Source organism: Emticicia sp. SJ17W-69 (assembly GCF_051209875.1).
In the GTDB taxonomy this organism is placed as follows: domain Bacteria; phylum Bacteroidota; class Bacteroidia; order Cytophagales; family Spirosomataceae; genus Emticicia.
This window is the reverse complement of record NZ_JBNTQY010000001.1, coordinates 5,717,389-5,731,279: the sequence shown is the minus strand read 5'-3', so window position 1 is coordinate 5,731,279 and position 13,891 is coordinate 5,717,389. Positions and strand designations below refer to the sequence as shown.

Annotated in this window: 13 protein-coding genes; 4 read left to right on the top strand and 9 right to left on the bottom strand. The window is 35.9% G+C overall.

The window, feature by feature from the left end; all coding sequences use genetic code 11:
* Positions 1-15 precede the first annotated feature (15 nt).
* The gene (locus tag ACQUQZ_RS23515; RefSeq protein WP_435357563.1) at positions 16-477 is read left to right on the top strand and encodes a protein-disulfide reductase DsbD domain-containing protein; all 462 of its coding nucleotides are present in this window, start codon (positions 16-18) and stop codon (positions 475-477) included.
* Between the two features lie 123 nt (positions 478-600).
* Here ACQUQZ_RS23515 and nagB read toward each other — a convergent pair whose 3' ends face one another.
* The 8 genes from nagB to ilvA form a co-directional block, all read right to left on the bottom strand.
* Entirely contained in the window at positions 601-2,523 is a 1,923-nt protein-coding gene (gene nagB / locus ACQUQZ_RS23510; protein WP_435357562.1) for a glucosamine-6-phosphate deaminase, read from the bottom strand.
* Positions 2,524-2,703: 180 nt separating this feature from the next.
* Positions 2,704-3,510, bottom strand: a complete 807-nt coding sequence (locus ACQUQZ_RS23505) for a phytanoyl-CoA dioxygenase family protein (RefSeq protein WP_435357561.1) — start codon at positions 3,508-3,510, stop codon at positions 2,704-2,706.
* A gap of 73 nt (positions 3,511-3,583) precedes the next feature.
* Positions 3,584-4,516, bottom strand: coding sequence for a hypothetical protein (locus ACQUQZ_RS23500; protein WP_435357560.1), 933 nt, complete (start codon positions 4,514-4,516; stop codon positions 3,584-3,586).
* Between the two features lie 96 nt (positions 4,517-4,612).
* Positions 4,613-5,497, bottom strand: coding sequence for a class I SAM-dependent methyltransferase (locus tag ACQUQZ_RS23495; protein WP_435357559.1), 885 nt, complete (start codon positions 5,495-5,497; stop codon positions 4,613-4,615).
* Positions 5,498-5,569: 72 nt separating this feature from the next.
* Positions 5,570-6,229 (bottom strand): acetyltransferase, encoded by a 660-nt coding sequence (locus ACQUQZ_RS23490; protein ID WP_435357558.1) that lies wholly within the window; start codon positions 6,227-6,229, stop codon positions 5,570-5,572.
* A gap of 59 nt (positions 6,230-6,288) precedes the next feature.
* Positions 6,289-7,038, bottom strand: a complete 750-nt coding sequence (locus ACQUQZ_RS23485; protein WP_435357557.1) for a WbqC family protein — start codon at positions 7,036-7,038, stop codon at positions 6,289-6,291.
* Entirely contained in the window at positions 7,035-9,065 is a 2,031-nt protein-coding gene (locus ACQUQZ_RS23480) for a hypothetical protein (RefSeq protein ID WP_435357556.1), read from the bottom strand. Before ACQUQZ_RS23480 ends, ACQUQZ_RS23485 begins: the two co-directional genes overlap by 4 nt.
* Positions 9,066-9,137: 72 nt before the next feature.
* Positions 9,138-10,421 carry a threonine ammonia-lyase gene (gene ilvA / locus ACQUQZ_RS23475; protein ID WP_435357555.1) on the bottom strand — a complete coding sequence of 428 codons (1,284 nt, stop codon included), beginning with the start codon at positions 10,419-10,421 and terminating at the stop codon, positions 9,138-9,140.
* A 238-nt stretch (positions 10,422-10,659) separates the two neighbouring features.
* Between ilvA and ACQUQZ_RS23470 the strand changes: the two genes are divergently transcribed.
* From ACQUQZ_RS23470 to ACQUQZ_RS23460, 3 genes are all read left to right on the top strand, one after another.
* The gene (locus ACQUQZ_RS23470) at positions 10,660-11,478 is read left to right on the top strand and encodes a DUF6597 domain-containing transcriptional factor (RefSeq protein ID WP_435357554.1); all 819 of its coding nucleotides are present in this window, start codon (positions 10,660-10,662) and stop codon (positions 11,476-11,478) included.
* Between the two features lie 71 nt (positions 11,479-11,549).
* The gene (locus ACQUQZ_RS23465; protein WP_435357553.1) at positions 11,550-12,140 is read left to right on the top strand and encodes a DinB family protein; all 591 of its coding nucleotides are present in this window, start codon (positions 11,550-11,552) and stop codon (positions 12,138-12,140) included.
* A 110-nt stretch (positions 12,141-12,250) separates the two neighbouring features.
* Complete coding sequence (locus tag ACQUQZ_RS23460) at positions 12,251-12,694, top strand: nuclear transport factor 2 family protein (protein WP_435357552.1); 444 nt, start codon at positions 12,251-12,253, stop codon at positions 12,692-12,694.
* Positions 12,695-12,771: 77 nt separating this feature from the next.
* On the opposite strand, the gene ilvC is transcribed toward ACQUQZ_RS23460, so the two are convergent.
* Positions 12,772-13,815 (bottom strand): ketol-acid reductoisomerase, encoded by a 1,044-nt coding sequence (gene ilvC, locus ACQUQZ_RS23455; protein WP_435357551.1) that lies wholly within the window; start codon positions 13,813-13,815, stop codon positions 12,772-12,774.
* Between the last annotated feature and the right edge of the window lie 76 nt (positions 13,816-13,891).

Here is a 13,891-nt window from a genome sequence, read left to right as displayed (position 1 = left end):
CCATTAGTAAATCAAATGAAAAAAATCATCTTTTTATTATTTATTGCCACATCATTTGCGGCATCAGCACAAATTTTAAAACCTGCAAAATGGACATTTACCCCCTCGAAAACATCTGCCAAAGTTGGGGAAACAATTGATTTAGTCTTTTCAGCAAAAATAGATGAAAATTGGTATATGTACTCATCTGAATTAAAGGTAGAAGGGCCATTGCCAACAACTGCTAATTTTACAAAAAATGATAGTTATGCTATCGTTGGTAAACTTACGCCTGTAAAACCAAAAGAGAAATATGATGATATTTGGGGAGGAAAAGTGCAATATTTTGAACACGAAGCAAAATTTATTCAGAAAGTAAAAATCACCAAGGCCAATCCAGTGATCGAAGGGAAAATAGAATGCCAAACTTGTACAACTAAAGATGGCAAATGTGTACCCAATAAAGATAAGTTCAAGTTTGAGGTGAAGACCATTTAGTCCATAGTCCACAGACGACGGTCAAAATCTTTTAGTCATACAAGCCAAAGAGGTCGCAAATTAATTTCTGCGACCTCTTTGGCTTTTAACTATTGACTTATGGACTATTGTCTGTGGACTAATTCAAAATTTCCATCTTACAAAAGCTTCCATCGCTTCGTATTCTGCCAAGCCAAGTTTATTATATAGTTGAGCGGTTCCACGGTTACGCTCTTCGGCACGTTGCCAAAACTCACGAGCGTCAGTTCCTTGGAATACCACGCCATCTTTTTGTGATTGGTGTTTGAAAATACCCATACGTTTTTGTAAAACTTGGTCAGGCGACATAGGTACAGCCATTTCGATTTCATGAATATCCCACTCAGCCCAAGCACCACGATACAACCAAACCCAACAATCTTTCATAAAGTTTTTATGTTTGAGGCGTTCGACAGCAGCAAAAATCGCATCTAAACAAACTTTATGCGTACCATGTGGGTCAGCCAAATCACCTGCGGCATAAACTTGATGAGGTTTGATAGATTCGATTAAATCAGCAACAATAGCAATATCTTCTTCGCCTAATCCTTTTTTCTCAATTCGTCCTGTTTCATAGAAAGGCATATCCATGAAATGTACGTTTTTCTCAGGAATTCCTACAAATCGGCAAGTAGCTTTTGCCTCACCTCTACGGATAAGGCCTTTCACATATCTTACAGCATCGGTATCTACATCACTATCTTTCTTATTTTTCAAGAAAGCCTGAGCTTCAGCAAAAAGTTTTTGCGTTTCTTTGTTTTCTATTCCAAATTTTTCATTGAAATCAACCACAAAATCAATAAAACGAATGGCTTCATCATCAGCAACCGCAATATTTCCTGATGTTTGATAGCCGACATGCACATCATGCCCTTGGTCAACCAATCTTTGGAAAGTTCCTCCCATAGAAATAATATCATCGTCAGGGTGTGGACTGAAAATAATGACACGTTTTTTGGCAGGTAAGGCTCTTTCTGGACGATTGGTGTCATCGGCATTAGGCTTTCCACCAGGCCAACCAGAAATACTATGTTGCAATTGATTAAAAACATCAATATTGATTTCATACGCCTGTCCGTGACGTGCCAATAAATCACTTAATCCATTATCATTATAATCTTTATTGGTTAATTTTAAAATAGGTTTTCCAAGTGTCAAAGCTAAGTTTGTAACTGCTTTTTTAACCATTTTGCTTGTCCAATCAACATCTTCTACTACCCAAGGCGTACGCATACGAGTAAGTTCGTGTGCCGCACGTTCGTCAATGACAAACATCGCATTTGGGTGTGTTTGCAAGTAAGATGCAGGTACTGTTTCGGTTACACGACCTTCAACGGCTTCTGCAATAACAGGTGCTTTTCTTTCTCCCCAAGCCAACAAAACCACTCTTTTAGCACTTAAAATTTTTGCAACTCCCATCGTGATGGCCTTTTTTGGAACTTTCACTAAACTTCCGCCAAAATCCGATGCTGCGGCAACACGGGTCGAATGGTCGAGCATCATTAACCTTGTGCGAGAGTTAACTAATGAACCAGGTTCGTTGAAACCAATATGTCCATTTGCTCCAATTCCTAATAATTGAAAATCTAATCCACCAACAGCATCAATTTTTCTTTCGTATTCTTCACTAAAATCTTTGACTTTACTTGCTGGAACAGTTCCATCAGGAATAAAGTAGTTTTCTTTTGGAATATCAACATGGTCGAAAAGTTGTTCTTTCATGAATCGGACATAACTCTGCAAAGAGTCTGGCTCCATTGGAAAATACTCGTCAAGGTTAAAAGAAACAACATTTTTAAAACTCAAACCTTCTTCACGGTGCATTCTAATCAATTCAGCATAGACAGTTTTAGGCGAAGAACCCGTGGCTAAACCCAAGATACAGTTTCGATTTTGACGTTGTCTTTCTCTAATCAATTCAGCAATTTCGTGTGCAACAGCATTGGAAGCCTCTTTTGAATCTTTGAAAATCTTAGTTGGAATTTTTTCGTAAGCAATTGGTTCATTTGTGATAATAGGTTGCTCCATTATTGTCGTAGTTTTGGTTGAAGTCGGTAAAAGTAGAAATATTCTGCAAAAATATGAATTTCTATCTCTAAAAAATATTATCAACCAATAATTATTAAAATATTTTAAAAAATATGCCAGTCCATTCAACCATGTTAATGGTGAATAGGCTGGCATAAAATAATATTAATAAAAAAGGCTTTAAGCAAAAACAGCCTCTAATTGTTCTTTTTGAGGAAAATCAGGTGTAACTAATTCAGCTTCAGGCTTATAAATATATGGCATTGGAAAACCACGGTCTTTAAAAGTTGATTCTGACAAATTATTATAACGTAGTTGGATAGACCAACGAATATTTTTTGTGATGTTTTCTCCCGAACGGTGCACCAAAAAAGCAGAAAAAACGAGTAAATCACCTACCTCAAAAGAGGTTTGTACATAACTTTCTTCTGGTAAATCTTCTTGGATACTGCCTAAATATCCAGAAGTATCAGATTTTAATAATCCATCTTTATGACTTGCTGGGATGATTTGTAAAGCACCAAGATCAGCATCACAATCGACCATCGGAAACCACATGACCACACTATCCAAAGAACCTTGACCTGTTCGCCAGTCTTGGTGAGCTCCTAATTTCCAATGGCTACCACCTTTTGATAAATACCTACTATTAAATTGCATTGCTGGGCGAACCCCAATTGAAGGGAAATCATATCCTAAAGATTTCAAAACATCAATAATTTTAGGCTCGGTCGCTAAATGATGCAATGAAATAAGGTGTTGGGCTTGTTTACCTGTATTGACAAAAGTATCGAAATCTGCCTCAAATAAATCAAACATGGCCTGTTCGAAAGTATTTCGGTCATTAATATCAACTTTTTTACCCAAAACTCTTTCGATTTGTATGGCAAACAGAGAACGAGCTTCTGTATAAATTTTATTAATTTCTTCTTTTGAAAAGAAGTTTTTCAGAATAATATATCCGTCTTTATTGAATTGTTCTTTCATGATAATATTGCTTTATTTTACTGCAAAATTAGCTTCTACACCCGCACTAAAAATGATTTTCATCAAGTATTTATTATTTTTCCAAAACAGCATAGGCAAAACCCGCCGCTCCGAAGCCATTTCCATTGTAAAGTAAATACTTATTACCCTTGTGTTCATAACAATGAGCATAATTGATCATTTGGTAATCAAAATCTTCAGGATTTTCAGATTTGTGAATGCCCACTAAATCATCTTTTCGCTCCCATTTAAAACCATCAACAGACTCAGCATAACCCAAGCGATAACTTTGATTTCGGTCGGTTCTGTAATCACGGGTATGGCGATAAGAATAATACATTTTAAAAATACCATCTTCATGAAATACACTCGGACGACCAACCGCATGTAAAAAATCATCAAAAGGTAAAGCCACATCACCCGTTGAAGTCCAATGAATACCATCGTCAGAAACAGCTACTCGACAGTCATAGAATGGCTCTGGATAACCATGAATATATTCACATTTCTGACCAGAAATATGCCACATCATCCATTTTCCATTGACAAACATCACCGAAGGTTGTGCTGCCCAAATAGGATTTGCAATAGACCTATCCATAATTGGTCCACGAAACATTTTCTTGAAATTCAAACCACCATCAGTACTAACAGCAAGCCCCATCGAAAGTCGGTATGAATTATGTGTACGATTCCAACCAGTATAATACAACCAAATATCACCATTCGATTGAGGTACAAACCAAGAAGGCATAGCTCCTGTTTCATCGTATTCGCCTGGCCCACCTAAATCCAGCACAAAAGTATCATGAATGTAGAGGATTTTACTTGGGTCGTCATAATCAACATCAATAAATGTTGGACGAGAATAACCATTATCATCTCTTGAGGAAAAATAAACTCTCAAAAAATCTTTGTGTTTATAGGCATAAGGCACTTGTGCGTGTGAACGACTATGTGCTAAACTACCATCAGGTTTATAAACGAGTCCTTTTTTTTGCCACATTGTGGAATGAATGAATGAGTGAATGAGTGAATGAGTGTTTTTTTTGACTCATTCATCATAAAAATCTTTACAATTTAGGTTTTAATGCAAACAGTGCTACTTCTTCTTACGATTTCTGTCAGCTCTGATTTTCCAATTATCTTTAAAATCTTTTCCAGGAATTTGAAGATTTACATTGACCGTTGGTGCTTTTTTTGTTTTCTTGAAATCAAGCACATAATAGCCATTTCCAAAAATCCATTGAAGTTTTACATCTTTGATATTTTTAGGCAAATCTTGCATCGGCACTAAGTCTGCAAACATTGGATTGGCATCCATCAAGATTTGGTAAGTTTTTTGGTCACGCAGCCATGCTCCAACGCTTTCGTCGCCAACTACTACACGACCACCCACTTTTACTACACGATTGAATTCTTCAAATGCTTTTGCTCTTTCAGCAAAAGTATTGATTCCTCCAAAGTGAAAAAGAGCATCGAACGAGTTATCTTCAAAAGGCAGATAAGAACCATTTCCTATGAAATAATCAATTGTTACATCTTTTTTATCGGCAAATTTTTCTTTGGCATGACCCAACATCGCAGGAGATAAATCAGAAAGCACAGCGTGTCCGCCAGGCGTAATTTTATCAATGATAAATGCTGAGTCTTTACCCGTTCCAGCACCAACTTCCAATACTTTCATACCCGGTTTAAGCTTGAGTAAACTTATCATTTGCTTTCTTGTAGCAGCTTCGTTGGCATGAAGTGATTCGAAAACCCAAGAAACCCCACGGTCATAACGAGCATGGGCATCGTTATAAGCCACTTGTTCTTTGCGGTCTTGTTCAAAAAGTTCTCTCGGATAAACCAAATCTACAATATCATTGACATCGTAGCTAACAGGTTCTTCGCTTGAAGTATTGTTAAGAGTTTTGCCATCGGCCGACAAAACCAATTTTGTATGTGTTTTTGGACAAATTATTTGGTCAAAAAATTGATTCATTATGCAGGTTATTCAAGATTAAGGCTCAAAGTTCGAGCTTTTGAATGGTTTATAAAAGAAAATTGTATTTTATCACAGATTAATATCTTTACTCGAAACCTCAGATTTTACTGCTGGGTTTCCTTTCCAGATACTCCAAGGTTCGGTTTTGGATTTGGTTACATTTGCCCCCATCGCCACAAGCGTTCCTTCGCCAAGTGTACAACCATCACGAATGGTGGCATTTACACCAAAGAAGGAGTATTCCCCAACAACACATCTACCAGATAAAACAACGTGCGAGGTAAAATAAACATGGTCTTTAATTTCGCTATGATGACCAATGTGATTACCGCTCCAAAGCACCACGTCATTCCCTATTTTTACAAATGGTTGAATGGTATTGTCTTCCAAAATAAAGCAGTTTTCACCGATTTGGTCTGTTAGCACCGTTGCTTTTGAGCTGATATACGAAATAAAAGTATAGCCCTTTTCTTTAACTTCAGCATAAATTTTTGCTCGAATAGTATTCATTTTTCGCTCGCTTAATGGAGCAAAGAACTTATATTCTGAAGGTGGATAAAGTTCTGTAACTTCCTCAAATGGGACAACTGGTAAATTACAAAATGTATTTTCTTTGATATATGCTTGGTTTACCGTAAAAGCTACGATTTCATGTTCAGAATCATTAGTTAAATAATAATGAGCTAATTCTGCGACTAATTCAGTGCCAAAAACCACTACTTTTGCCATTTTTATCTTGAGTTTGAATAATATAAATGATTATTTATGGACTGTTGTCTATCGACTTATCAGACTAATTCAAAGTTATTTAGATGTTCATTGATTTCGTCAACTGAGCAAAACATCAAAATATCAATCATCGAAAGCCAAGGTATAAATTCTTGATTAAATTGTTTATATAAAACAGGTTTAGATTTGATAAAGTTAAGTAAGATTTTGTTATCGGCAAAAAGTTGTTTGTCATAAATCGCCATCCCACCAATCGGATTGATATAGTGAGCGGCTTTTTCTTGTAAACAAATATCTAATATCCTCCCTTGTGCTTTTAAATCTTGGTTGTTGTAAACGATTGAGCTTTCTACGATTTTGGTGTTTATTTTTAAATATCGACAAGTTTCTTTTAGACTTGTGGTTGCCAATTCTGCGATATTGTTTGAGTGAGAGTTGAAAACTTGCTCTACAATGGAAAACCCTTCTTGATAAAAAGGTGCTTTTTTGTAAGATTGCTCAATGGTTTTTAAGAATTTTTTACTCCAATTTGGTAAATTATCTATTTCAATTTCACGAATTAAACGATTTTGACTCGCACCAATTAGAGGAATTGTAAACATAGATGCTCTTCCCCCCACTAAAAGATTATTTCTGTTAATCCAGCCTTTGTTAATAAAGGCAACATCATCATAGACAATGAATGTGTCAACGGCATTGATAAGTTGAAAGTAACCAATATATGGGAAAATATAAGGTTGCATGATTCCTATGACACGGACATCATTGCCAATTCCTACTTTCTCGTTATTTTCTAAAAAGTTTATCATTTCTTTGTTAAAGTCTTTAAACGTCTCAGAAAAAACTCACTTTCTCTAACAACCGAATCATCGCTTTTATCTCCACCACCCAAAGCAATATCTCCGTCTTGGTAAGGAATTACGCCTTTAGAATAAAACAAATACTCTGCTTCTGCAGGAATTGGCTTCACAGCACTCCGAAAAGGGTGTATAGGGATTAATTTTCGTTTAAAATCACGCCCCCAAAGAGGGTACTCAAAGTCCTCATGCTCTTGTTGAGTACCAAGTGCAACGATGGCATTTTGAGGTACTATTTCATCAAATTTTTGGTAGGCATCATAACTATCAGGACGACCGATTGTGAGCTGTTCCAAACGGCTTGTATTAAAAATATTTCTTTCTGAGAAAATCGGGTGAAAACGAACTGTTAATATAGTACAGATGGCAGAAATCGAGATGATAACAGTTGTTATGAAAAAGTAAATATTAAATACTTTTTGTGAACCCAAAGGATTAAAAAGCACTAAGAGAGGCATACACCAAACAGCCATATTTAAGAAATAGCGAGCTTTTATTGGGTCATAAGGAGCAGAAACACAAAGAGAAAGAAAATGAAGCACAGCAGCTAAACTTAAAACCATTAAACTTCTTTCTAAAGTAGTGTTTTTACGAAAATTTATAAAAAAATGGTATATCAGAAATAACATTGCAGGCAAAATCATTCCGAAACCAATGATCCCCCAGTAAGGTCGTTCTTTATAAAACTTTAAAGGGTGTTCAAAAGAAAAATAAGAAACAACAGTAAATCGTTCACCTTCAAGATTGAATTTCTTGAAAAACAGATTAGGAAAGTAACGAAATTCGGTATTAATTTTTTTACCCAATTCTGTATTCCTAATACCATCTAAGTTTAAAAAATCAGAAGAATAACGGCCAATATTTAAAGCGAAGTTTCGAATTTTATCTTTTTGGGTATAATGCTCAATACCATGCCATTGCATGACAATTGGCGGTGCAGAAAGGCTACCCAAGCTAAACTTACCGACCTCCTTCACATTACCAATATAACCAGTTGGGAGAACATAAATACCAATCCCCACTAAAAATATTGCGAGAAAAAGTTTGAAATTTTTATAAAACTCTTTCTTCAGTAGCATTGTGTAAAGTGCAATCACCATTGCGGCGGGAGCAATAAGCAGAAATGTGACTTTATGACCTATCCAAACTCCTGACATAAGAGCGATTAGGCTTAGATTAAGTTTATTCGGTTTTTCTTTGAAAGAAAACAAAAAATAGGTCAAACTGCCTAAATAAGCAGTTAATACAATGTCTGTTTCGGTAGTGGTGGCTTGAACCAAAGCTGTTGGGAGAAGTGCAGTAACTAAACCAACCAACAAAGATTTAGCAAAACTTTTAGAAATTTTGTAGGCAATACCATAGCTCGATATAGGAAAAATCCAATAGGAGAGGTAATGGATAACTTTGAAACCTTGTTCGCCAAAAACGTGATAAAAGAATATTTGTAGTGTTGGTAATGAGTTGGGGTAAAAATCAATCGTCCATGTTGTACCTTGAAGACGATTCATGTTGCCATTTTGGAGATAATAAGCACACTTTACCAAATGCCCTGTCATACTATCCCACTCATTAGGATAATTTACAAAGAAAATGACTAAGTTGATAATCGTTGTCAATCCTAAGCCTAAAAATAAAATGCCGAATGAAAATTTGCTTAAAATTGATAATGATTGCCAAAAATCAACAAACCTTTTTTGAGAAATTTTTATGGAATTTAAAAGTGTAAACCCTTGATTGTCAGATATTTGTTGAAATAAGAGTTTAAATACGAAGGCTAAAACATTGACGCCGATACCCCAAGCTATGGCTTGATTGATGAGATTAAACTCGGACAATAAAAAACCTGTTGGAATCACACACGAAACCAAGCCAAAGAAAAGTTTGATAAGATAATCACTTAGGCTTTCAGAAATGTAAGACGCATTTCGATGGATTTGCCAGAGGAATAAAACAAAAAAAAGTATAAAAATTAGATACATGTAGTCAAAGTAAGAGGGATTCACTTCGCAAAGATAATGAAAGCCATTCTTTAAATTGAGAAAATATCAAAACTATATCAAAAATTCAAATAATTGAGGTTTATCGTTGATGTATTCAAACTGAACATTATAAGCTTTCATCCGTTCGATAAGTGGTTGAAAGTCAGCTTTTTGCTTCAATTCAATGCCAACTAAAGCCGGCCCACGCTCACGAGCTGTTTTCTTAGAATATTCAAAATACACAATATTATCAGTTGGATTCAAAACATCATTCAAAAACTCTTTAAAAGCACCTGCTCGTTGTGGAAAACGAACGATAAAATAATGTTTCAGACCTTCATACAACAATGAACGTTCTTTAATTTCCTCTGTACGTGTGATATCATTATTTCCACCACCAATTATACAAACTACATTTTTGCCTTTTATTTCATCTTTAATAAAATCTAAAGCAGCCACCGACAAAGCTCCAGCAGGTTCGGCAACGATTGCTTCTTCATTATATAGTTGTAAAATAGTAGAACAAACTTTTCCTTCAGGAATTAATAGAATCTCATGATTAAGATTTGCCTTACAAACTTGAAATGTTAAGTCTCCTGCACGTTTCACGGCAGCACCATCAACAAATTTATCAATTTCATCGAGCGTTACAACTTCATTTTTCTCTAAAGCAGTTTTCATTGTTGGCGAACCTAATGGTTCTACGGCAACAAGTTTGGTTTTGGGCGAAAGTTGTTTAAAAACGGTCGAAACACCAGATGCTAAACCGCCACCACCTATGGCAAAAAGCAAATAATCTATCTTGAAATTAGAATCTTTGAAAATTTCCAACCCAACAGTTCCTTGTCCTTCCATGACTTGTAAATCATCAAATGGATGAACAAAAGTGGCATTTTGTTCTTCACAATACTTTTTTGCTGCCAAATAAGCATCGTCATAAGTATCGCCAACAAGTTCGATCTTTACAAATTCTTTACCAAACATACCCACTTGCTTGATTTTTTGAGCGGGTGTAGTGGTAGGCATAAAGATTGTGCCATTTACCTGCATTTTTCTACACGCATACGCCAAACCTTGGGCGTGATTACCCGCACTTGCACACACTACTCCTTTGTCGAGTTGCTCTTTAGGGAGTGTTGCCATTTTGTTATACGCTCCTCTAATTTTATAAGAACGAACAACCTGCAAATCCTCTCGTTTAAGATAGATATTGGCCCCATAACGCTCCGAAAGGTTGAGATTGTGCATAAGTGGCGTGTGTGTTGCGACACCAATGAGGCGTTCAGCAGCGAGGTAGATATTGTCTAAATCAGGAAAAACGATTTCTGATTTTGTTTTAGTGTTTGTTGATGTCATTGGATAAGTGTTGTTTTAAACACCCCCAAATATACAAGATTTTCTGCCTGTGATGGGCTACTTAAATCTTTTTTTTGCGGATTTTCTGTACAAAACATGAATTTTTAGAGAAGTTTTTTAATAGTTTTTGTAGAAATACAAAAACTAAATACGTATTGCCGTAAAATAAAATTTTATTTAAAACATTGATAATCAAACCATTAAAGTTTATATTTATTTTGTCAAATGGCTAATAAAAATGTTTTATCGAAAATTTCAAGCTTCACCATTCCTGCAACACCTTATTGAATGTTATTTTGTATGGGAAAATAACACCGCTGTTGTGCAGCCCATTGTCGTTGAATCTCCGCCTAATGGATATGCTTCGATGGTTTTTAATTATGGCGAATCGTACCAAGTTTTTAATGAAAAACATGAGGGAATTAAGACACCGAAAAACTTTATATCTGGGCAATCTACCAAAAGTTATCAGCTACAATTGACTGGTAAAATTGGCATGGTTGGTATTGTTTTCCGACCTGCGGCCGTCAATACTTTATTTGGACTACCGATGTACGAGTTTAGTAATGAACGAATAAATCTGAATGATGTTTTAGGCAAAGAAATAGACCAAATTCAAGATAGAATAGTAGAAGCTAAAACGCACCAGGAACGCATTTTTATTTTGGATAACTTTTTGGCTATCAAAGCTTTAAAGTCAAAAAATGCACTTGATAGAACCGACTATGCAGCTAATTTGATTGTCGAAAAGCGAGGTATTATCAATGTTTCGGAACTGATGAATGATTTATATGTTTGTCGCCGACAATTTGAACGGCAGTTTCTTCAAAAAGTAGGAGTTAGCCCTAAATATTATGCTCGCATTCGTCGCATTAGTTATTTGTGTTCAATAATGGCTAAGCAACACTGGCAAATATCAGACTGGCACGATTTAATTTATCAATCAGGCTACTATGACCAATCACATTTTATCAAAGAATTTACCACTTTTACTGGCAAATCACCTACACTTTATTTAAAAAACAATGTAGAATTATTAAACTACTTGACTTCTTAAAATGTCGCATTTTTACAATACCATGATTTAAAGGTTTGATAGCTTTGTGTCGAAATCAAAACTTTATAATCATGAGAAAACTAATAATGCTGTTGTTTTTTACCATCTCTGCCTCAGCCCAAGAAAAACTTTGGACAGAAGCCGACCGTCAATATACGCTTGATAATCTGAAAAGAACAAGAGATGAATTAGTAAAAGAAACAGAGAATCTAACGGCCGAACAATGGAGGTTTAAAGAGTCGCCTGAACGGTGGTCAATTGCCGAAATTGTAGAGCATTTGGGCAATTGGGAGCTTTTATGGTCAAGAGAAATCGGTGTTAGCTCCCGAAATCCGCCAAGACCAGATTTGATAGCGACAAGCAAACCAGATAGCTATTACCATGATTTTATTATGGAGGATAAAGCACATGTTTCGCCCGATATTTCCCGCCCTTTTGGCTTTATAGAAGGGAAAAACAACATTATTCGCTTTGTGAAACTCCGCAATGATAATATTACATTTACTGAAAAAACAAATGCCGATATGCGGGCAGTTTTTGAATTTACCGCTACGGATTATCCACGAAATATGCACCAAGTTTATATTTATCAATGGGGACACGTTGATAGACATTTAAGACAAATTCGTAAAGTAAAAGCCCATGAAAACTATCCAAAATAGGTTTTTATTAATGAGTGATGAGTTTTTTAACATAGCTCATCGTTTTAACTTGTAGTTTTAAAATCATCATTCATTACTTAATCATTCTTATCTCATCACTCAAAAAAACTATGGAAACATTAACACAAAAAGAAACAACAACCGACCTTACTCGTAAAGGTACATGTATTGAGTTTTTCTCGGCCTATCAAGACCTTGATACTGATAGAATGATTGGGCTTTGCACACCAGATGCCACCGTTGATTTTCAACCTTTGGGCGATGGTGGAAAAGGTAAAGTGAACGAGCTTGGCAAAGGGCTTTGGACAGCACTGATGGATTGCTTTCCTGATATTGATAATACCATTGATACAATGGATGTCGAAGAAAATGCGGTTATCTGCAAAGTTATAATTTTTGGTACGCAAGCCAAAGATTTTGCAGGAATTGTGAGCAAAGGCTTACGCTTTGAAACAGAACACATTTTTATATTTCGATTTGATGAAGATGATAAAATTACATCAATCGCTATCAATTGGAATCATGCGAGCTTTAGTCAACAGTTGGGGGCATAAATCTATGCTGCAATAGGTAATTAAAAAGCCTGTTATCAAAAATAACAGGCTTTTTAATTATTTTTTTTGAAACCCAATTAGTTTCTTTCTGGACGTAAGCTACGAACAGTTTTACCTGCTTGCCACATTTCTGAATCACGAAGTTCAGCTAATTCAACTTCCAATTTCTCACGGTAATCTGGTTGAGAATTACGTTCGATAGATTGAGTAGCCTCTTTTTGTGATTTTACGCTTTGATACAATTTTTTGAAAACAGGTTTTGTTGCATCATGGAAAGGTTTCCACCAGTCTAAAGCACCACGTTGTGCAGTTGTAGAACAGTTGGCATACATCCAGTCCATACCGTTTTCAGCAACTAATGGCATCAATGATTGTGTCAATTCTTCCACAGTTTCGTTGAATGCTTCTGATGGAGAGTGTCCATTTTCACGCAATACTTCGTACTGAGCAGCAAAAATACCTTGAATTGCTCCCATCAAAGTTCCACGCTCACCAGTAAGGTCAGAAGTAACTTCACGGTAGAAATCTGTTTCAAACAAATAACCAGAACCCACACCGATACCCATTGCGATAGCAGTTTCACGAGCGTGTCCTGAAGCATCTTGGAAAACAGCAAAAGATGAGTTTAAGCCTTTTCCTTCAACGAACAAACGACGAAGTGAAGTACCAGAACCTTTTGGAGCTACTAAAACTACGTCAACGTTTTTAGGTGGTTTGATGCCTGTTTTTTTGCTATATGTAATACCAAATCCGTGTGAGAAATATAATGTTTTACCTTTTTTGAGGTATTGTTTTACTGTTGGCCAAAGAGCGATTTGAGCTGCATCAGACAAAAGGAAACAAATGATTGTACCTTTTTTCAAAGCATCTTCGATATTGAAAAGGGTTTTACCAGGAACCCAACCATCAGCAACAGCTTTGTCATAAGTTTTACCTGGGCGTTGTCCAACGATTACGTTGAAGCCGTTATCACGCATGTTCATCGCTTGACCTGGGCCTTGTACACCGTAGCCAATTACTGCAATGGTTTGTTTTTTCAAAAACTCTCTCGATTTTTCGAGTGGGTATTCTTCACGGGTTACTACTTCTTCTTCAACACCGCCGAAATTTAATTTTGCCATTTTTATTGATTTGTTTTTGGTTTAATGCAACTTTTATATTTTGTCTGACTGTACTATTTTTCCCAATAAATGGTTA

Coding starts and splice junctions, on each gene's coding strand:
- ACQUQZ_RS23500 (WP_435357560.1), bottom strand. CDS start 4,516: ATGTGGCAAAAAAAAGGACTCGTTTATAAACCTGATGGTAGTTTAGCA.
- ACQUQZ_RS23515 (WP_435357563.1), top strand. CDS start 16: ATGAAAAAAATCATCTTTTTATTATTTATTGCCACATCATTTGCGGCA.
- ACQUQZ_RS23495 (WP_435357559.1), bottom strand. CDS start 5,497: ATGAATCAATTTTTTGACCAAATAATTTGTCCAAAAACACATACAAAA.
- nagB (WP_435357562.1), bottom strand. CDS start 2,523: ATGGAGCAACCTATTATCACAAATGAACCAATTGCTTACGAAAAAATT.
- ACQUQZ_RS23465 (WP_435357553.1), top strand. CDS start 11,550: ATGAGAAAACTAATAATGCTGTTGTTTTTTACCATCTCTGCCTCAGCC.
- ACQUQZ_RS23460 (WP_435357552.1), top strand. CDS start 12,251: ATGGAAACATTAACACAAAAAGAAACAACAACCGACCTTACTCGTAAA.
- ilvC (WP_435357551.1), bottom strand. CDS start 13,815: ATGGCAAAATTAAATTTCGGCGGTGTTGAAGAAGAAGTAGTAACCCGT.
- ACQUQZ_RS23470 (WP_435357554.1), top strand. CDS start 10,660: ATGTTTTATCGAAAATTTCAAGCTTCACCATTCCTGCAACACCTTATT.
- ilvA (WP_435357555.1), bottom strand. CDS start 10,421: ATGACATCAACAAACACTAAAACAAAATCAGAAATCGTTTTTCCTGAT.
- ACQUQZ_RS23480 (WP_435357556.1), bottom strand. CDS start 9,065: ATGTATCTAATTTTTATACTTTTTTTTGTTTTATTCCTCTGGCAAATC.
- ACQUQZ_RS23505 (WP_435357561.1), bottom strand. CDS start 3,510: ATGAAAGAACAATTCAATAAAGACGGATATATTATTCTGAAAAACTTC.
- ACQUQZ_RS23485 (WP_435357557.1), bottom strand. CDS start 7,038: ATGATAAACTTTTTAGAAAATAACGAGAAAGTAGGAATTGGCAATGAT.
- ACQUQZ_RS23490 (WP_435357558.1), bottom strand. CDS start 6,229: ATGGCAAAAGTAGTGGTTTTTGGCACTGAATTAGTCGCAGAATTAGCT.